At 67.8% G+C, this 17,457-nt stretch carries 16 protein-coding genes and 1 other RNA gene; 5 read left to right on the forward strand and 12 right to left on the reverse strand.

What is annotated here, in order from left to right:
- Nucleotides 1-157 precede the first annotated feature (157 nt).
- The 6 genes from MJ605_RS00500 to MJ605_RS00520 all read right to left on the reverse strand — a co-directional run bounded on the left by MJ605_RS00500 (nucleotide 158) and on the right by MJ605_RS00520 (nucleotide 6,852).
- A complete protein-coding gene (locus MJ605_RS00500; protein WP_243038800.1) occupies nucleotides 158-589 on the reverse strand; it encodes a Csu type fimbrial protein in 432 nt (143 codons plus the stop codon).
- Nucleotides 586-3,387: a fimbria/pilus outer membrane usher protein gene (locus MJ605_RS00505; RefSeq protein ID WP_243038809.1), complete on the reverse strand. Its 2,802-nt coding sequence runs from the start codon at nucleotides 3,385-3,387 to the stop codon at nucleotides 586-588. The genes MJ605_RS00500 and MJ605_RS00505 overlap by 4 nt, the downstream gene beginning before the upstream one ends.
- 8 nt (nucleotides 3,388-3,395) lie before the next feature.
- Nucleotides 3,396-4,136 carry a fimbrial biogenesis chaperone gene (locus MJ605_RS00510; RefSeq protein ID WP_243038810.1) on the reverse strand — a complete coding sequence of 247 codons (741 nt, stop codon included), beginning with the start codon at nucleotides 4,134-4,136 and terminating at the stop codon, nucleotides 3,396-3,398.
- Nucleotides 4,137-4,139: 3 nt separating this feature from the next.
- Nucleotides 4,140-4,319 carry a spore coat protein U domain-containing protein gene (locus tag MJ605_RS19240; RefSeq protein WP_279237345.1) on the reverse strand — a complete coding sequence of 60 codons (180 nt, stop codon included), beginning with the start codon at nucleotides 4,317-4,319 and terminating at the stop codon, nucleotides 4,140-4,142.
- Nucleotides 4,300-4,674 (reverse strand): spore coat protein U domain-containing protein, encoded by a 375-nt coding sequence (locus MJ605_RS19245; RefSeq protein ID WP_279237346.1) that lies wholly within the window; start codon nucleotides 4,672-4,674, stop codon nucleotides 4,300-4,302. Before MJ605_RS19245 ends, MJ605_RS19240 begins: the two co-directional genes overlap by 20 nt.
- 633 nt (nucleotides 4,675-5,307) lie before the next feature.
- On the reverse strand, nucleotides 5,308-6,852 hold the full coding sequence (locus MJ605_RS00520) for an EAL domain-containing protein (RefSeq protein WP_243038812.1): 1,545 nt from the start codon (nucleotides 6,850-6,852) through the stop codon (nucleotides 5,308-5,310).
- Nucleotides 6,853-7,534: 682 nt separating this feature from the next.
- On the opposite strand from MJ605_RS00520, the gene MJ605_RS00525 reads away from it, so the two are divergent.
- From MJ605_RS00525 to MJ605_RS00535, 3 genes are all read left to right on the forward strand, one after another.
- Nucleotides 7,535-8,371, forward strand: coding sequence for a helix-turn-helix domain-containing protein (locus MJ605_RS00525; protein WP_243038814.1), 837 nt, complete (start codon nucleotides 7,535-7,537; stop codon nucleotides 8,369-8,371).
- A gap of 118 nt (nucleotides 8,372-8,489) precedes the next feature.
- Complete coding sequence (locus MJ605_RS00530; protein WP_243038817.1) at nucleotides 8,490-10,160, forward strand: MFS transporter; 1,671 nt, start codon at nucleotides 8,490-8,492, stop codon at nucleotides 10,158-10,160.
- A 311-nt stretch (nucleotides 10,161-10,471) separates the two neighbouring features.
- Nucleotides 10,472-12,613 carry a S53 family peptidase gene (locus tag MJ605_RS00535; protein WP_243038818.1) on the forward strand — a complete coding sequence of 714 codons (2,142 nt, stop codon included), beginning with the start codon at nucleotides 10,472-10,474 and terminating at the stop codon, nucleotides 12,611-12,613.
- Nucleotides 12,614-12,712: 99 nt separating this feature from the next.
- Here the strand turns inward: MJ605_RS00535 and rpiA are convergent, their stop codons facing one another.
- The 6 genes from rpiA to MJ605_RS00565 form a co-directional block, all read right to left on the reverse strand.
- Nucleotides 12,713-13,351 carry a ribose-5-phosphate isomerase RpiA gene (rpiA, locus tag MJ605_RS00540; protein ID WP_243038820.1) on the reverse strand — a complete coding sequence of 213 codons (639 nt, stop codon included), beginning with the start codon at nucleotides 13,349-13,351 and terminating at the stop codon, nucleotides 12,713-12,715.
- Nucleotides 13,352-13,385: 34 nt separating this feature from the next.
- Entirely contained in the window at nucleotides 13,386-13,850 is a 465-nt protein-coding gene (locus tag MJ605_RS00545; protein ID WP_243038822.1) for an EVE domain-containing protein, read from the reverse strand.
- Entirely contained in the window at nucleotides 13,847-14,467 is a 621-nt protein-coding gene (locus tag MJ605_RS00550; RefSeq protein WP_243038824.1) for a 5-formyltetrahydrofolate cyclo-ligase, read from the reverse strand. The genes MJ605_RS00545 and MJ605_RS00550 overlap by 4 nt, the downstream gene beginning before the upstream one ends.
- 93 nt (nucleotides 14,468-14,560) lie before the next feature.
- A non-coding RNA gene (gene ssrS, locus MJ605_RS00555) (6S RNA) lies at nucleotides 14,561-14,747 on the reverse strand.
- A 7-nt stretch (nucleotides 14,748-14,754) separates the two neighbouring features.
- The gene (locus tag MJ605_RS00560; RefSeq protein WP_243038826.1) at nucleotides 14,755-15,072 is read right to left on the reverse strand and encodes a cell division protein ZapA; all 318 of its coding nucleotides are present in this window, start codon (nucleotides 15,070-15,072) and stop codon (nucleotides 14,755-14,757) included.
- Nucleotides 15,065-15,304, reverse strand: coding sequence for a TIGR02449 family protein (locus MJ605_RS00565; protein WP_243038828.1), 240 nt, complete (start codon nucleotides 15,302-15,304; stop codon nucleotides 15,065-15,067). Before MJ605_RS00565 ends, MJ605_RS00560 begins: the two co-directional genes overlap by 8 nt.
- Nucleotides 15,305-15,393: 89 nt before the next feature.
- On the opposite strand from MJ605_RS00565, the gene MJ605_RS00570 reads away from it, so the two are divergent.
- Both MJ605_RS00570 and MJ605_RS00575 read left to right on the forward strand, forming a co-directional pair.
- Entirely contained in the window at nucleotides 15,394-15,954 is a 561-nt protein-coding gene (locus tag MJ605_RS00570; RefSeq protein WP_243038836.1) for a UPF0149 family protein, read from the forward strand.
- The gene (locus MJ605_RS00575) at nucleotides 15,951-17,261 is read left to right on the forward strand and encodes an aminopeptidase P N-terminal domain-containing protein (protein WP_243038838.1); all 1,311 of its coding nucleotides are present in this window, start codon (nucleotides 15,951-15,953) and stop codon (nucleotides 17,259-17,261) included. Before MJ605_RS00570 ends, MJ605_RS00575 begins: the two co-directional genes overlap by 4 nt.
- Nucleotides 17,262-17,457: the final 196 nt, after the last annotated feature.

Here is a 17,457-nt window from a genome sequence, read left to right on the forward strand (position 1 = left end):
CTGTTCAACATCTCGGTGCCATGGCCACCCCCTCCCAACCTCCCCCTGCACGCAGGGGGAGGAGTCAAGACATGCACACTCTGGCTCCCTCCCCTGCACCGCAGGGGAGGGTTGGGGAGGGGTGCTCTGTGGCCACACCGAGATGTTGAACAAGCTCCTAGAGCGTCACGGTCACCACGATCGTGTCGGTGTAGGCGCCCACATAGGCGTTCTGCCCGGCGAGGATGCGGCCATACACGGGCAATGGCGTGTCGCTGGTGCCGGATTGGACGGACGTCGTGCCGCTGCCGTCGCCCCAGACGGTGACACGGGTAGTGTCGACGTACAGGTTATAGGCGAGCGTATGCGAGCCGTCCTTCATCAGGCGGTTGCCGAAGCTGCCATTGCCCGGGCTCAGCGTGGCGCTGTAGCTGGTGGTCGTATCGCAATGCACGGTGATGCTGCCGACGCTGTCGAGTGGCTGGGAGGCGAAGGGGTCGTAGCTGCCGAAGGCCACGCCGGCGGTGCTGACCGTGCAGGTCGCCGCCGTGGCGGTGGCGCAGGGAACGGCCAGCAGCCAGGGGATCAGGGCAAGCGTTCTGGGCATCATGGGCACTCCAGCCGTGGCGTGGCGTCTTTGTCGTCGGGATTCGCCTGGGCGGCCGGCCGGGCGATGCACGAACCGTCGGGCCAGCGGATGTCCAGCGCATCGCCGCTGCCGAGCGTGGGAAGGTAGACGAGTCCGCCAAAACCTACCGGGTAGGTTTCCGCGTGCCCCGCGATGCGCGCCTCGCTGCCTGGCGGTATCGGCCCGCCGTGGGCGCGGGTGACGAGGTAGGCCGTGTTGGAAACGCGCGCCACCGGCACGCGCAGCAGCAGGCCGCTGCCGGCGTAGGGCGTGGCGGTGAAACTGGTGCCGTGCACGTCGGCGTCCAACGGCAGGTCGGCCTGCTCGATGCTCAGATGGTTGACCTGGTAGGGACGCAGCGTGGGCACGAAGGCATTGCCCTGGTTGTCCGTGCGGCCGATCAGCTGGTTTTCGTCGTAGACGCGCACGCCGGGAAAGCCGGGCATCTGCACCACGCCGAAACTGTCGGTGATCTGGCGCGCCAGGTGCAGCGCGCCGCCCAGCAAGGCGATGCTGCCCGACACCGAGGCGCGATAGGCATCGCCGGTTCCGGCATGGGCGATGTCGAACTCATAGCTGGCCCGGTCGCTGTTGGCGTACAGGTCGGCCTCGCCACGGTTCGCCTCCTCGGTGCTGGCCATCAGGCGGTAGCCGATGCCGGGGCCGACCGGCGCGCTCTGCTGCAGCTGGGCCAGGGCCAGGATGCCCGAGCCCTGGTGCTGCAGCTCCATCGAGGCGACCGACCGGCCGCCCAGCGGCAGCGTGTACATCACCTGGGCGATCGGATCGCCCTGGCCCGGCGTATAGATCAGCGAGCTCTGGAGCGAGCCGTAGCGGCCGAACGACTGGTTGTAGCTCATGCCGACCAGGTCGAGGTCCGGCGCGCCGCGCTGGTTCTGCCGCGTCAGGTTGAACGCCAGCGAGCTGCCGGCAGCCAGGGTCAGCGCCGCGTAGCCGCTGATCATGGCGCTGGCGGCCAGTGCGCCGGCCTGCATGCCGAGCTGGGTGAAGCGCGGGGACATCACCTGGGCACGCACGCCGATGTTGAAGCGGCCGCCCTGGTGGTCCAGTCCCAGGGCGAGCAATTGCCCCTCGCCGAGGCCGGAATGGCTGAGCGCAACCGAGCCGGACAGGGTGCCCAGCGCCGGCAGCAGCCATATGCCACTGGCGCCCAGCGTCTGCCGGTCCGGCAGCCATTCGCCATGCATGGCGCCGGTGAAGTCATCGCTGAAACCATAGCGATGGGTGCCGACCAGCAACGGCTTGCCGTAGTCGTCGCCGATCAGTCCGTAGTTGAGCCGCTCGAAGCCCGCCTCGTAGGAATACGACTGCAGGCCGGTGCGCAACAGGCGCGCATCGCCATAGAACGGCTGCACCACGGTGTGTTCCTGGCCGAGCGCATCGCGCACCACCATGCGCAATTCGCCGGTACCGGTGATGACCGGCAGGTCCTGCAGGTCGAACGGACCGGCCGGAACGTTCTGGTGCAGCAGCAGCGCCTGGTTGAGGTACAGGTCCACGGTGGAAGGCAGGGCGGCCTGGCCTTGCATGTTCAGCAGCGGCATGGTGAGCAGATCCGGCCGGGTGGCGAAATCCGTGGCCCACTGGATGCCGCCGAAGCGCGTGGCCATCGCCCAGTCGCTGGCGCCGGTGATGCCGTCGCCGAGGCGGAAGGTGCTCATGCCCGCCGGATCGTCCTTCTCGAACACCGTGTCCAGGCGAATCCCATGCGAGGCCATGCCGGGTGCCGATTGCCACAGCATCGACGAGGACACGCTGCCTTGCGGACCGAAGCCGTGCAGGTCCAGCAGCCCCCCGCGCGCCACGCCGCCGGTGCCGGACGATGCGGTGAAGTCGTAGTTGAGATAAGCCCCATAGGACGATGGCGTGGGCATGGCCGAATTCGCCTGGCGGATGCGCACGTCGGTAGCGGTGAATGCGCCGGGCGCCACGCCCAGGGCCAGGCTGGCAGTCCGTGGGTCGAGCTGCGCGGTGACGCCCGCGAACGAGGCCAGTGCGTCGTAGCTGTCGCCGTCGTGCTCCATCGTGGCGACGCCCGCGGGCTCGCGCAGCCGCCAGGCCGCCACGTCGGACCGGCGCAGCCAGAGCTGTCCGTCCGCATCCTTCAGCACCACGGCGGCGCCGGCGTCCTTGCCGTTCACCGTGACGCCGTACATGTCCTCGGAGAGCGTGGGAGAAGGCTTGGCGGCACGCGCCGCCGTCCGGCACTCGAAGGGCTGTACGTGGGGCTCGGCGGCACCGAGGTCGACGACCAGGCAATAGGCGCCATCGCCCGCGGCGGCCACGCCATACACGCGGGGCGCAAGCGGATGGGCCAGCGCGATCCACAACTCGATATCGCGCGGACCGGTGCGGCGTACCTCGACCGACTTCACCACACGGGTATCGATGGCGCGGTCGGCGAAGAAGCTGCCTAGCCCCCGGATGTCCGAGGTACCGTGCAGCGACAGGCGCAAGCGTTCCGGATCGTGCCATGCGGCCAGCTCGAAGCCGATCGGCTGCGCGGCGCGAAGCAGGAACACCCGGCCATCGGCGCGTGCGGCCACATCGACCGGGACATCGGCCTGCGCCGGTGAGGCCGGCACCCATGCATACGGATACAGCAGCGCCAGCAGGATGGCCGCATGGATCGTCCTGCGGCGGTACCGGATGGGCCGCCGCCGGTGCGGCGCGACACCCGCGGGCCGCCGCCACGACGAATGCCTGGGCTCCCTTGCACACTCGATCGGCGGTCCGGCCGGGGGACGTTCGGCAGCCATGGGCGCGGCTAGCGATCGCCCCGGGCCGCCAGCTCGATGTGCTTCTCTCCCATTTCCGTACGCACGTCGAGCACGAGCGCGTCGCCGGCATGCACGGCCTGCGATGCGGCCATCGCCCATGTGGCGGCCTGTCCCGCGAGCACATAGTGGAGCGACTTGTCCTCGGCCAGCGGCGCGGCGCCATCGTGCCCGCGCAACGCCAGGCCGATTACCTTGGCGTGCGCATTGCCCCTGTTGGCCGCCGTCACCGAGACGCCGCCCCCGGCGTCCACCGTGACGCCCCAGTCCAGCGCGGGCGCCATCATGTCGGTAGGGGGCTGGATGAACAGCGGGACGCTCAGGCGCAGGGCCACCGCGAGCCCGCGGAAGCCGGGGGGCGGTGGCGGCGGCACCTCGCTCAGGATCACGCGGTAGGCCAGCTCGGTCGACCCGGCCGCCGCATGGCGCAGCCCCACGCGAACGACCTGCGCCTCGCCGCCGCCGATCCTGAAGAGGGGCGGCGTCGCCAGCAGTTCGCCGGCCGGTTCGAGCACGTCCTTGCCGTGGTCTTGGCTCCAGCGGACCAGTTCCACCTGGACGATGGTCGCCTCGGCCCCCGTGTTCCGTACGGTGAAGGCCTCCACCGCGTGCGCGTCGCTGAGGATGGCGTTCACCGGCGTCACCTGGAACGAGCCCGCGTCCACCGACGCGGGCCCGGCGAGCAAAAGCGCCAGGCCAAGCATGGCCCGGCCCAGCGGTGTCATCGGCATCGGTCAGAACGTAACCGTGGCCGTGACGGTGTCCGTGTAGGCGCCCACGGTCATGGCCTGTCCCTTCGGGATAAGGCCGTAGACGGTGGTCGTCTGGGCCGTGCCATCGGCGGCGACCGCCGTGCCGGTGGTGCCCTTGAACGGCGTCTCGTGGTTCGTGTCGCTATACAGGCCGTAGTTCATGAACGTGCCATCGGTGCCATTCACCATGCGGCGCACCGGTTCGTCCGGGGACGAGGGACGAGGTGCTGTCCTTGTTGACGCCTTCGTTCAGCGTCAGCGTGGGCGTCGCACCGCTGGTGCAGGTGGTGGTGACCGTCGTGGTGGCCGTCACGTCGGCGCCGGTGGCGCTATTGGTGTTGAGCGGATCGTAGGCGCCGAACGCAATCGGCAGCGCCGAGATACTGCAACTGGCCGCGACGTTGGCGCTGACGCCGATGTCGCTGGTCTTGGTGTCGGCCATGGCGGCGGAGGCCACGAGGGCCAGGCAAGCTGCCAGGATGGTGGACGTGGGTTGCTTCAGCTTGAGTTTCTGCATGGGATTCCCCTGTTGCGTAGGTGCTTGTTTGCCATGTCATCCGATTGCCCGGTTTCGGTCGGCGACAGGGACGTCGCCGCCGCGACTGGAGCGCGCGGCCATGGCATGGTGGATGTCTTGCAGGTGATGGCAGCCATCGAGCGCGGATGACCAGATCGATACCGGTGCCGATGTGGACCGCACGACCATGCCGGTGCGCGAGCTGCCTCCCGGCGTGGCGATACGCTGGGTCCCGCGGCCGGGATGCGGAACACCGGTCTGTACTTGGCGGCGCTTCCTTGGGTTGAACGGCTTGCCTCCTTCGGTCCTGACAGCTCGTGCGATACCGTCTCCACGTGCTAGCACCAAGCGTGCCAGCGCCGGGAACCGTTTCCCCGGGAGGATTTCGCCAGGATGCGCGACGCATGCGTCAGTCCGTTGCAGGATTGATCGTCGCTACCGCCACTTCGTCTCGCGCACGCGTCGCATGGGGCCTTTGCGCGGAGAAAAAAAGCCCCGCGTGTGCGGGGCCGTTCCACCGTAGTGCTCTAGGGGGCGGTGGGAACAAAAGGCCTTGCGGCCTGGGGCTTCGGTTGAATCTCAAGTCCTGCGAAAGGATGCGCCGGTCCGCCGCGGAACCGACGCAGGCGGGCCTCATGCCTGCGTGGCGCGCGGCTTGATCCATTGCGAGCGAAGCGCGCTGCCGTGTCGCCGGCCGATGGACTTGATCGACGCCTTCACCGTTTCGTCCAGGAAATAGCGGATGGCGTGGCGCAGGCGGCCGCGCCGCTCCTGGCGCAATTGCGGCAGGCCGGAGATGCCGCGATGCAGTTCTTCCGTGTAGCACTCCATGATGGAGCGCGCCTCGGCCGCGCCCAGGCCGATCATCCGGTCCTCGATGACGTTGCGGGCCAGGGCGACGAATTCGCCGAGGCGTTCGCCCGGCGTGGCGGCCTTCGACTCGGTCCGCGCGATGTCCTCCAGTCTTTCCAGCAGCAGGGCGTAGTCCGGACGCAGCCATGCGCGGTCGATGGCCGACGCGGAGACGCCCTCCACATGGTAGCCCTGCAGCCATTTCGCCCCTGCCTCGATGGCCACGCGCGCGTCGTCGTCGCTTTCGATGCCTTCGACGATGACGTCGGGCGCGATGTTGCCCAGGAGGTCGAGCAGGTTGCGCAGCATCGGTATGCCGCCGGAATGGCGGGTTTCCCGGATGATCGTCATGTCGACCTTGACGATGTCCGGCTTGACGCGCAGGGCGAATCCCATCGAGCTGAAGCCCGCTCCGAAATCGTCCACCGCTACCTTGCAGCCGAACGACCGCAATGCTTCGCAGAAGGCGATGGCCTCGTCCATGTCGGGACATTCGGCGGTTTCGGTCAGTTCGATGACCAGCCGCGATGCCAGCGAGGGCGAGGCCTTGAGCAACTGGAACGTGGACGACCACCAGGCATCGTTGGTGGCGCTCAGCGCGGAGACGTTGCAGCCCAGGCGCACCGACCGGACCCGGCGCAGGAGCTCGATGGTCTTTCTGACGATGACGCGATCGAACCCGCGCGTCATGCCGAGCTTTTCCAGCGCAGGAATGAAGTGGCAGGGCAACGCCTCGACGCTGCCGCTCGCGGAATCCACCTTGCGTGCAAGGCATTCGCGATAGAGCACGCCCGAGCCGTGGGTTGCTTTCACCGGCTGCGCAAACAGTGCAATGCGGCCGTCCGCCCAGGCGTGGTGGCATCGCACGGCATCTTCCATGCAGGCGGCATAACCCTTGCGGGATCCGTTGCCCAAACCGGGCCGGGCCGGCCTGGATGTTCCGCCTGCGGCGGCCCGGGTCGGCGCCACCATGTCGGCGACGCTCACCCTGGGCAGCGCGCCGATGTCGTCGATCACGATGGGACGCATGGTGGCGGCGACCAGGATCATTTCGTCAATCGCCGCTATGTCCATGTCATCGTCGGCGTGCGAGGCCAGTTTCACCGACAGCGTGCCATGTACCGCATCCGCCTCGGCATGTTGGATGCCATCGATGTCGATCGCCTCGATGCGCCTTGCCATCTCGTCGACGAGGCCGTAGGCGAAGCGTTCGCCGTAGGCGCCGACGAGATCGGCATGGTTCTCCACGGTGATGCTGCGCCACGCCACGCGGCGGCGGTGGGAACGCTTGTCTGGCGTCGCGTGCCCCGGGCGACCGATCTTCATTGCCTGCATCTCGGCATCTGCTTGTCTGTTCCGCATGGCGGCATGGCGATCGTTTCCTTGGGTTTCGTTCCGGCCGACCGGAGCCGGAAGTACCGTGCCCAGGCGTATGTATCGCGGCGCCGGTTATCCAAGAATCATCAATCAATTTTCATGCCGAGAAGTGGTTCACAGAAATGAGAAGGTATTTTGCGGCAATAAATCTCAGTAGGTGGCCGCTAAACGTGTTAACGCGTCACCTTGTCTCATCCGAGGTAGAGGGGGAAGCCAGCAAGCCTTGCCGGATGCATCGATAGGTGCGTCCATGGATGCATGCGGCCATCTGGCGACTGGCATACGGTCCGCACGTGACATAGACGAAGTGTCGCTTTCGCATCATCCAAAGCGTCAATTCGTCTCCCTTCCGGCCATGGCGGCCATGCGTACCGTCATCCGTGCGGGCGAACGGGTATCCGGCGGCCGATCCAGCCACGTGCCTTGCGCGAGGGCTCATAAAGCCTGGCATGTTTTCTGCCTATGAACAGGCCTGGCGGAGATGATGCTTCTTCGTGGAGTCACCATGTGTCGTGTTTTGGATATCGAGCAAACCGCCTTCACGACGTCGTTGATAGAACCGCCCCTCCGCCTTCAGATCTACAGGAAGTGGATCCGTGCCGTCAGCGAGGTCCATGCGTGCGAGGACGCGATGCTGTCGGCCTCGATGCTGGTGTTCCGCGTGGGCGACGTGTTCGCCGCACGATCGACCTCGAGCAGGGTTCGCTACCGCAGGCGCGGCGATTCGCCGGTGGAGCGCCACCTGGACGAATGCATCCTGGTGCAGTTCGTCGTCCGCGGCGACGTGCACGGCCGTTTCGACGGCAGCGTGCTCGACCTGGGCAGGGGCGACGTCTACCTCTGCGACCTGGCCGGCGATACCGACTTGTGGATGGACGATGCCGAGCAGATCCATCTGCTGATGCCGCGGCGCCACCTGAGCGGGGTGAAGGGCAAGATCCACGGGCGCGTGGTGCCTCGCCAATCATTGTCGTGCCGCCTTCTATGCGAACTGTTGAACCGGCTGTTCGACGTGGAGCTTGCCGCGCCGGGGGAACGGATGAAGCCGATCGTCGAGGAAACCATCGAGCTGTTGATCCGCTGCCTCAACCATGAATCCCACCATGGCTCGCCGTCGGATTCGTTCGAGCGCACGCGGCAGGCGATCATGGGCTACATCAGGGAAAACCTGTCCAGGCCGGAGCTGGGCACGGAGCATCTGCAAAAGACCTTCGCCATCTCGCGCGCCAAGCTGTACCGGCTTTTCGCGGACCTCGGCGGCATCCATCGCTACATACGCGACCAGCGTCTCGACGCGGCGCTCAGGGATATCTGCCGCCATCCCAAGCAGAGCATTGCGGCGACGGCGCATCGCTACGGATTCTCGAACAGCCGGCAGTTCCAGCGCGCGGTCAGGGCACGGTTCGGCATCACCGCGCGCGATGCGCGCACGGGTTGGGGCATCGATTCGATCTTCAAGAAGGGATAACGGCATGCGGCGCCCAGCGGGCTGGCCCGCGTTCACGCGCAAAGAACGGGGAAAACCGGAACCTTGCGGGCGCCTAGCGCGTTGAACCCCATCGCGCCCGCACGGGTGTTGCCCCAGGATGCTGCAATCGACCTCGCCTCAAGTGGATGCCGTGCCTCGCCCGGAGGCGGGCGCCAACCACGAATCCCCCTTGCTGGCGCCGCTCGGCGTGACGGCATTCCGCAATATCTGGATCGCCAACCTGGTCGGCAACCTCGGCACCTGGGCGCAGTCGGTGGCGGTGGCCTGGGTAATCACGGCGGCGCACGCGGGACCGATCATGGTGGCCATGGTGCAGGTGGCCTCGGCGGCACCGCTGGTGCTGCTGTCGATCGCCGCCGGCGTGCTGGCCGACAACTACGACCGGCGGAAGATCATGCTGGCGGGGCAGGTAGTGGAAATGGGCGGCGCGGTGTGCCTGACCGTGCTGGCCTTCGTCGGCTACCTCGATCCCGTCGCGCTCAACCTGGCGGTGCTGTGGATCTCCTTGGGCAGCACCATCACCGCGCCGGCCTGGCAGGCAGCCGTGGGCGAACAGGTACCGGCCAGCATGGTAGGCACGGCGGTGCTGCTCAATGGCGTGAACTTCAACGCCGCGCGGGCGCTGGGGCCGGCGCTGGGCGGCCTGATGCTGAGCGTGCTGGCGCCGAGCTGGGTGTTCCTGCTCAACACTCTGAGCTATCTCGGCCTGCTGGCGGCGTTGTGGCAATGGCGACGCCAGGCGCCCGTGCATGCGTTGCCGCCGGAGGGCATCCGCGAGGGCGTGGTGGCGGCGATGCGCTTCACCTGGAATTCCACTGTGACGCGGCTGGCCATGCTGCGCTCCTTCATGTTCGGCCTGGCCGCGAGCGTGATCTGGGCGTTGCTGCCGCTGGTGGCACGCGCCTATCCCGGCGGCGACGCGGCGCTGTACGGCTACATGCTGGGCATGATCGGCGCGGGCGCCATCCTGGGCAGCGTGCTGGTGCCGGCGCTGCGGCGCGTGCTGGGATCGAGCCGGCTGATCAGCGCCGCCGCCGGCACGCTCGCCACGATGCTGGTGCTGCTGGCCTTTGCGCGCAGCCTGACCATATTGATGCCGGCGCTGGCGGTCGCTGGCGCCTGCTGGATCACGGCGCTCACCGAGTACAACACCAATGTGCAGATCCTGGTACCGGACTGGGTGAAGGGGCGCGCACTGGCGCTGTACCAAACGGCGCTGTACGGGGGGCTGGCGATCGGTTCCTTCCTGTGGGGCCACCTGGCCGAGACCATGAGCGTCTCCGGCGCCATTTTCGCCGCCGCGGCCGTGATGGCGGTTTCCACCTTGCTGCTCTACCACTCGCAGTTTCCCCAGGTGGACGCCGCCAGCATGCGGCTGACGATGCGCAGCAAGACGGCGCCGCCGATCCTGGCGTTCGACCACCAGCAGGGCGACGTGGTGATGGCCATCGAGTACCTGATCCCTGCCGAAAGGACGGCCCCCTTCATGGCGCTGGCCAACCCGCTGCGCCACCTGCGGCTGCGCAACGGCGGCAAGTACTGGGGATTGTTCCGCGATGTGCGCAACGAGGAGCTCTGGCGCGAGGTGCTGCTGATCGAAAGCTGGCTGCAGCACCTGCGCATGCTCGACCGCATGACCCTGGCCGACAAGGCGCTGATCGACCAGGTGCGCACGCTGCATGCGGGCAAGGAACCGCCGCGCATCACGGTGAGCGTGTCCTACGAGTCGATCATCGAGGACAAGGACGACCAGACCGGGGCCGGCTGACGCTGGGCGGGCGAGGGCCTGCAATATCTTGCTTGACTTGCGCGATTTCATGCGGGCAAGCCGATGCCGGGCGATGTGATGCATGCCACGGATCGGTGATTTCCCGTCGATGTTCCATTCTTGCCGAAAGGCGTGCGTAAGGGTTGGTGGACTATCGCTGGAAGAGCCGTCCGGCCGTGTTCCGGCCGTGTCTCATGGGGAGACGGCGAGCAGTTTCTTGCGTGGGTCCATGGGCCGCCTCCGGCATGTGGGGGTGTCGGCATCGTGTGTCCGGACGACCTTTCCGAAACCTTTTCGTGGGAGGAAGCGACGTGAGATTCAGAACGCTATGCGGTCGGACGACCGCGAAGACGCTGTTGACGCTGCTGGCGGCCGGCCTGGGAGGCACCCTCGCAGTGCATGCGCAGGCGGCCACCATCGGCCTGCTCTCCGCGCCCCAGGTGACGCGGGCGCCCAACGACAACGACCGCGTGCCGCTGCCCGGCAACGTATCGCCCTATGCCACCGCGCAGAACGATCGCGGCCTGGCGGACGATGGCCTGCCGCTGGAACACCTGCAGCTCCTGCTCAAGCGGCCCGCCGACCGCGAGGCGGCGCTGGAACAGCTGATGCAGCAACAGCAGGCCAAGGGCTCGCCGAACTACCGCAAGTGGCTCACCGCCGAGCAGTTCGGCCAGCAATACGGTCCTTCCCAGCTGGACATCGACGCCGTCACCGGCTGGCTGAAGTCGCACGGCTTCAGCGTCAACCAGGTGTATCCCAGCGGCCTGCTGATCGACTTCTCCGGCACCGCCGGCCAGGTGCGCAGCGCGTTCCACACGGAGATCCACCGGCTCAGCGTGGACAGCGCCGAGCACATCGCCAACATGAGCGACCCGCAGATACCGGCGGCCCTCGCCTCGGTGGTGCAGGGCGTGGTGTCGCTGCACGATTTCCGGCCGCACACCAACGTCAAGCCGCGCGGCGACTACACCTTCACCAGCAGCGGCAGTACCTACCAGGCGGTGGTGCCGGCCGACCTGGCCAAGATCTACAACTTCACGCCACTGTTCAGCGCGGGCATCAACGGCGCCGGCCAGACCATCGTGCTGATCGAGGACACCAATGTGTACTCGACCTCTGACATCAGCACCTTCCGCTCCACCTTCGGGCTGCCCGCGGGCACCTTCACCCAGGTGCATCCGGGCAACTGCACCAATCCGGGCGTGGTGACCGGCAACGACGGCGAGGCCGAGCTGGACGTGGAGTGGGCCGGCGCCGCCGCGCCCGGCGCCACGCTGGAGCTGGCCTCGTGCAAGGACACCTCCACCACGTTCGGCGGCCTGATCGCGATCCAGAACCTCATCAACGCGTCCGGCACGCCGCCGTCGATCATGAGCGTGAGCTACGGCGAGTGCGAGGCCTACAACGGCGCCACGGCCAATGCCGCCTACATTGCCACCTACCAGCAGGCGGCGGCGGAAGGCGTGTCCGTGTTCGTGTCCTCCGGCGACGAGGGCGCGGCCAGCTGCGACGCGGACGAGACCAAGGCGACGCACGGCATCGGCGTCAGCGGCTTTGCCTCCACCCCGTACAACGTGGCGGTGGGCGGCACCGACTTCGGCGATACCTACGCGGGCACCAACAGTACGTACTGGAGTTCGAGCAACGGCTCCACCTACGGCTCGGCGCTGTCCTATATCCCCGAGATCCCCTGGAACGACTCCTGCGCGAGCGTGCTGATCAGCACCAAGAGCGGCTACGGCACGCCCTACGGCAGCAACGGCTTCTGCAACAGCGCGACCGGCAAGGCCTACTACCTGACCACCGCGTCGGGCAGCGGCGGCCCCAGCGGCTGTGCCAGCGGCTCGGCCAGCACCAGCGGTGTGGTGAGCGGCTCCTGCAAGGGCACGGCCAAGCCCTCGTGGCAGTCGGGGTTCCTGGGCAATCCCGGCGACGGCGTGCGCGACATCCCGGATGTCTCGCTGTTCGCCGCCAACGGCGTGTGGGGCCACTACTACGTCTATTGCTACACCCATACCGCCGGCGGCGGCGCGCCCTGCACGGGAGCGCCCAGCGGCTGGGCCGGCGCGGGCGGCACCTCGTTCGCTTCGCCGATCATGGCGGGCATCCAGGCACTAGTGAACCAGAAGATCGGCGGCAGCGTGGGCAATCCCAATCCCACCCTGTATGCCCTGGCGGCGACGGAGTACGGCAGCGGCGGCAGCGCGTCGTGCAATGCCAGCAATGGCAATGCCGCCGGCGGCAACTGCATCTTCTACGACGTCACCCAGGGCGACATGGACGTCAACTGCACCGGCACGCACGACTGCTATCGCCCGTCGGGCACCAATGGCGTGCTGTCCACCTCCAGTTCCAGCTATGCCAAGGCCTACGGCACCGGTACCGGCTGGGATTTCGCCACCGGCATCGGTTCGGTGAATGCGGCCAACCTGGTGAATGCCTGGCCGTGATGGCGGGTTGAGTGGCTGAAACAAAAAAACGCCTCCCGGAAAAGCGGGAGGCGTTTTTGTTCTCTTCCGCAAACTTGCCCCGCAGGGCGATGCGCCGGATTACAGCAGCTTGTCGCCCACCAGCACCACGTCGGCGGGGCGTCGCGCGAACAGGCCCACGGCGACGATGCCGGGAATCTGGTTGAGGTCGCTTTCCAGCGCCACCGGGTCGGCGATCTGCCAGCCGTGCACGTCGATCACCCAGTTGCCGTTGTCGGTGACCACACCGTCGCGCCACACCGGGTTGCCGCCGCGCCTGGCGATCTCGCGGCCCACCAGGCTGCGCGCCATCGGGATCACCTCGATCGGCAGCGGGAAGGTGCCGAGCAGGTCCACCCGCTTGCTCGAATCGATGATGCAGACGAACTTGGCGCTGGCCTCGGCGATGATCTTCTCGCGCGTGAGCGCGGCGCCGCCGCCCTTGATGAGGCGCTTGTGCGGATCGCACTCGTCGGCGCCGTCCACGTAGAGCGAGAGCGGGCCGGTGGCGTTGAGGTCGAGCACGGGAATGCCCAGGCGCTTGAGATGCGCGGTGGACTGCTCGGAGCTGGACACGGCGCCCTGGATGCGGTCCTTCAGGTCGGCCAGCGCGTCGATGAAGTAGGCCACGGTGGAACCGGTGCCGACGCCGACGATGGCGCCGTCCTCCACGTAGCGGATGGCGGCTTCGCCGGCTTGGCGTTTTTCGTTGGCGGACATGGGGGCTCGGGAAAGTTGAGGGTTGTTCGGAGAATCATTCCATCGCCAGGACATGCCGCCACTCGGCAGCGCTCACGGGCATGACGGAAAGCCGGTTGCCCTTGCGCACCAGCGGCATCTCGGCGAGCGCGGGATCGGCCTGCAGCTCCTTGAGCGTGATGGTGCGCTTGAGCTTCTTCACGAACTTGACTTCCACCAGCGTCCAGCGCGGGTTGTCGCGCGAGCTGGCGGCGTCGAAGTACTTGCTCCTGGGATCGAACTGGCTGGGATCGGGGTAGGCGTCCGTGGCCACCTCGGCGATGCCCACGATGCCGGGCTCGTCGCAGTTGGAATGGTAGAAGAACACCTTGTCGCCCACGCGCATGCCGTCGCGCATGAAGTTGCGCGCCTGGTAGTTGCGCACGCCGTCCCAGGGTTCCTGGCCCTTGCGCTTGAGATCGTCGATGGAGAACGCGTCCGGCTCGGACTTCATCAGCCAGTGCTGGGTGGACCTGCTCATGCGTGGGCTTCCCCGTCCTCGCCGGTGGCGTGGCAATCGATCAGTTCGCGGTCGGTGGCGATGTAGTCCAGCGGCACGTCCCAGGGTTCGTCATCGATCTGCGGCAACTCCTGGAACGCATAGGCGACGCCGACCAGCAGCGGCTCGGTGGGACGCGCCTGCTCGTTGAGGAAGGCGAAGGCACGGTCGTAGTAGCCGCCGCCGGTGCCGAGCCGGTGGCCGCGGCGGTCGAAGCCCAGCAGCGGCACCAGCACCAGGTCGAGCTGGAAGGGTTCCAGCAGCTCGCGCGGGTCGGCCGGCTCGGGAATGCCGTGGCGGTTGGGCCTGACGTCCTCGCCGGCCTGCCAGGGCGCGAAGCGCAGGCGCTGCCCGGGACCGACCACCGGCAACAGGAACTGCTGGCCGCGCGTAGCCAGCGGGGGAATCACCAGGTTCAGTGGCAACTCGCCGTCGCAGGCCCAGTAGCCGGCGACGCGGGTATCGGTGAGGTATTCGGGCAACTGTTCCAGGCTGCGCCGCAGGCCCTGCGCGGCGGCGATGCGCTGTGGCGGCGTCAGCGCGCGGCGCTGCCCGGCCAGTTGCCGGCGTAGTTCGCGTCGCTGGGCGGTGGCGTCCACGTTCGCGTCTCCTGCTGTGCAAGCCCGCGACGTCCTGCGAGCGGCCCGTGCCGCACGGCGCCGGTCATGGCGCCGTGCGTGGGGAATGAGGTGGCGTTAACCGCGATGCCGCTGCCCACCGAACGACCTTGATCCACGATGGATCAGGTGGGAGGGCGACATGGCTTCAAGGCTTTCCGCACGCGGCGGACATGCACAACAGCCGATGAAAAGCCGACCCGGGGCCGTATTTAGGAACAAGGCAAATGTAAGAGTGTGCTGGCGCACACCGCAGAAAACGCCGAGGGCTATTTTATGGGGGCGTCCAGTGCCGCTTCAAGCTTGCGTCGCAGGATGGCCAGCCCATCGGCCACGCCCGGGTCGCCGCCGCCCTGCTTGCGCAGGGCCAGGAATTCATGCGTGACGCTGATCGCGGCCAGTACCGCCAGGCGGTCGAAGCCCGGCGCCTTGGCATTGGCGCGCAGTTCGCGCATCTTGCGGTCGAGATAGGCCGCCGATTCCAGCAGGCCCTCGCGCTCTTCCGGCGCGCAGGCGATCAGGAATTCGCGGTCGACCAGGCGCAGTGCGACGGGTTCGTTGGCGGTGCCCACACTGCTTTCAGCCATTGTTCTCGAGCGCCTTCAGTCGCTGGATCATTGCCTCGACGCGGCTGCGCGCCTGTTCGTTGCGCGCCATCAGGCCCGCGCGCTCGTTCGCCAGCTGTTCCTGGCTGTGCCGCAGGCTGCGATTTTCCTCGCTGAGACGGCGCACGGTCTCGATCAGGCGATCGACCTGCGCGCCGAGGGCGGCAAGCTCCTGCTTGACGGGATCTGGCTTGACGGGATCGGGCGCGCTCATGGGCGGAAACTATAGCAGGAGGCCCGGTGAAAACAGCAGGCGGCTACCCCCTGCATTAAACTTCACGCTTGCCTTCGAGGAGTACCGCCATGGCCGCCGACGAGCTGATCGGTTACGACGAACTGGATGACACCGTCGTCCACCTGCAGCTGGGCGTGCAGGCCAGTGACCTGCATGGCTCGCTGTGCGGCTTCCTGGCCGGCGGCGGCCAGGTGGGCAAGCGGTCGCTGGCCGAGGTGCTGCAGCTGGAGGCCGAGGTGGCGCCGGCCGGGCGCGACCAGGTCGTGCTCGACCGCATGGTCAGGCAGAGCGAGGCCGAACTGGCCGATCCCGAGCTGGGCTTCGAACCCCTGCTGCCCGCCGATGACCGTCCGCTGACCGAGCGTGCCGAGGCGCTGGTGGACTGGTGCCGGGGCTTCCTCGGCGGCTTCGGCCTGGCCGGCGCTGACGCCCACGGCAAGCTGTCCAACGAGGCGCAGGAGATCCTGCGCGACCTGGGCACCATCGCCGCTTCCTCGTTCGAGTTCGGCGACGAGGGAGAGGACGAGGACGCGCTGATCGAAGTGCACGAATTCGTGCGCATGGCCGCGATGCTGCTGTTCGCCGAGTGCGCCCGGCGTCCCTCCATCCAGGGCGGTTCCGTGCATTGAGCATTTCCGCCGAGGAATACGCCCGCCGCCGCCGCCAGCTGATGCGCATGGCCGGCGAGGACGCGGTGCTGCTGGTCGCCGCCGCGCCCGAGCGGGTGCGCAATGCCGACGCCAACTGGCCGTACCGGCAGGATTCGGACCTGCACTACCTGTCCGGCTTTCCCGAGCCGGAGGCGGTGCTCGCCCTGCTGCCCGGACGCAGGCACGGCGAGGCCGTGCTGTTCTGCCGCGAGCGCGACGAGGAGCACGAGCGCTGGCACGGCGAATCCATCGGTACCGACCGCGCCGTCAGCGGCTATGGCATGGACGACGCCTTTCCCATCGACGACATCGACGACATCCTGCCCGGCATGATCGAGGGCAGGGCGCGCGTGTACTGCCATTTCGGGCGCGAGCCGGAATTCGACGCGCGCCTGCTGGGCTGGATGCGCCGCCTGCGCCAGCTGCGCGGCGGCGGCGTGGTGCCCAAAGAATTCGTATCGCTGGGCCACCTGCTGCACGACCTGCGTCTGTACAAGTCGCGCGGCGAACTGAAACTGATGCGCGATTCCGCCGCCATCGCCGCCAAGGCCCACCTGGCCGCCATGCGCGCGGCCGTGGCGGGACGCCACGAATACGAAGTGGAAGCGGAGATCCTGCGCGTGATGCGCGGGCACGGCGCGGTGCCCGCGTTCCCGCCCATCGTCGCCGGCGGCACCAACGCCTGCGTGATGCACTACACCGCCAACCGCGCCCCCCTGCGCGACGGCGACCTGCTGCTGGTGGACGCCGGCGCGGAAGTGGACTGCTACGCCTCCGACATCACCCGCACCTTCCCTGTCGGCGGACGCTATACCCGCGAGCAGCGCGCGCTGTACGAAGTGGTGCTGGCCGCCCAGTTGGCTGCCATCGACGAAGTGCTGCCGGGACGTGCCTTCAATGCCGCGCACGAGGCCGCCGTGCGGGTGATCGCGGAAGGGCTGTGCGCGCTGGGCCTGATCAAGGGCGGCGCCGACGACGCCATCGCCGAAGGCAGCTACAAGCGCTTCTTTCCTTCCAAGACCGGCCATTGGCTTGGCCTGGACGTGCACGACGTCGGCGACTACCGGGTGGACGGCGAACCGCGCCTGCTCGAGCCGGGCATGGTGGTCACGGTGGAGCCGGGCATCTATGTGCCGCCGGGGGATTTCAGCGTGGATGCGCGCTGGCGCGGCCTCGGCATCCGCATCGAGGACGATGTGGCGGTGACGCGCGAGGGGCACGAGGTGCTGACGTGCGACGTGCCCAAGGATGCCGAGGAGATCGAGGCGGTGTTGGCGGGGCGTTGATGGGGAAGTGGGGATGTTTGCCTGCGCGGCAGGCGTTCAGCACTTCTTTGCAGGAGCGCACCCTGTGCGCGGACCCGCTCGCCATCCCGGCGCAGGCCGGGATGGCGAGCCATGAGGCGGAAGGCGGTCGCGCACAGGGTGCGCTCCTACAGAGAGGCGCGCGTGGATGCGCCAGACTTCGGCAGCGCGTATCGCG

The sequence above is a fragment of the Dyella sedimenti genome, from assembly GCF_022760995.1.
GTDB classification, from domain to species: Bacteria; Pseudomonadota; Gammaproteobacteria; order Xanthomonadales; family Rhodanobacteraceae; genus Dyella; species Dyella sedimenti.

Coding starts and splice junctions, on each gene's coding strand:
- MJ605_RS00500 (WP_243038800.1), bottom strand. CDS start 589: ATGATGCCCAGAACGCTTGCCCTGATCCCCTGGCTGCTGGCCGTTCCC.
- MJ605_RS00505 (WP_243038809.1), bottom strand. CDS start 3,387: ATGGCTGCCGAACGTCCCCCGGCCGGACCGCCGATCGAGTGTGCAAGG.
- MJ605_RS00510 (WP_243038810.1), bottom strand. CDS start 4,136: ATGCCGATGACACCGCTGGGCCGGGCCATGCTTGGCCTGGCGCTTTTG.
- MJ605_RS19240 (WP_279237345.1), bottom strand. CDS start 4,319: ATGAACTACGGCCTGTATAGCGACACGAACCACGAGACGCCGTTCAAG.
- MJ605_RS19245 (WP_279237346.1), bottom strand. CDS start 4,674: ATGCAGAAACTCAAGCTGAAGCAACCCACGTCCACCATCCTGGCAGCT.
- MJ605_RS00520 (WP_243038812.1), bottom strand. CDS start 6,852: ATGAAGATCGGTCGCCCGGGGCACGCGACGCCAGACAAGCGTTCCCAC.
- MJ605_RS00525 (WP_243038814.1), top strand. CDS start 7,535: ATGCTGTCGGCCTCGATGCTGGTGTTCCGCGTGGGCGACGTGTTCGCC.
- MJ605_RS00530 (WP_243038817.1), top strand. CDS start 8,490: ATGCTGCAATCGACCTCGCCTCAAGTGGATGCCGTGCCTCGCCCGGAG.
- rpiA (WP_243038820.1), bottom strand. CDS start 13,351: ATGTCCGCCAACGAAAAACGCCAAGCCGGCGAAGCCGCCATCCGCTAC.
- MJ605_RS00545 (WP_243038822.1), bottom strand. CDS start 13,850: ATGAGCAGGTCCACCCAGCACTGGCTGATGAAGTCCGAGCCGGACGCG.
- MJ605_RS00560 (WP_243038826.1), bottom strand. CDS start 15,072: ATGGCTGAAAGCAGTGTGGGCACCGCCAACGAACCCGTCGCACTGCGC.
- MJ605_RS00565 (WP_243038828.1), bottom strand. CDS start 15,304: ATGAGCGCGCCCGATCCCGTCAAGCCAGATCCCGTCAAGCAGGAGCTT.
- MJ605_RS00570 (WP_243038836.1), top strand. CDS start 15,394: ATGGCCGCCGACGAGCTGATCGGTTACGACGAACTGGATGACACCGTC.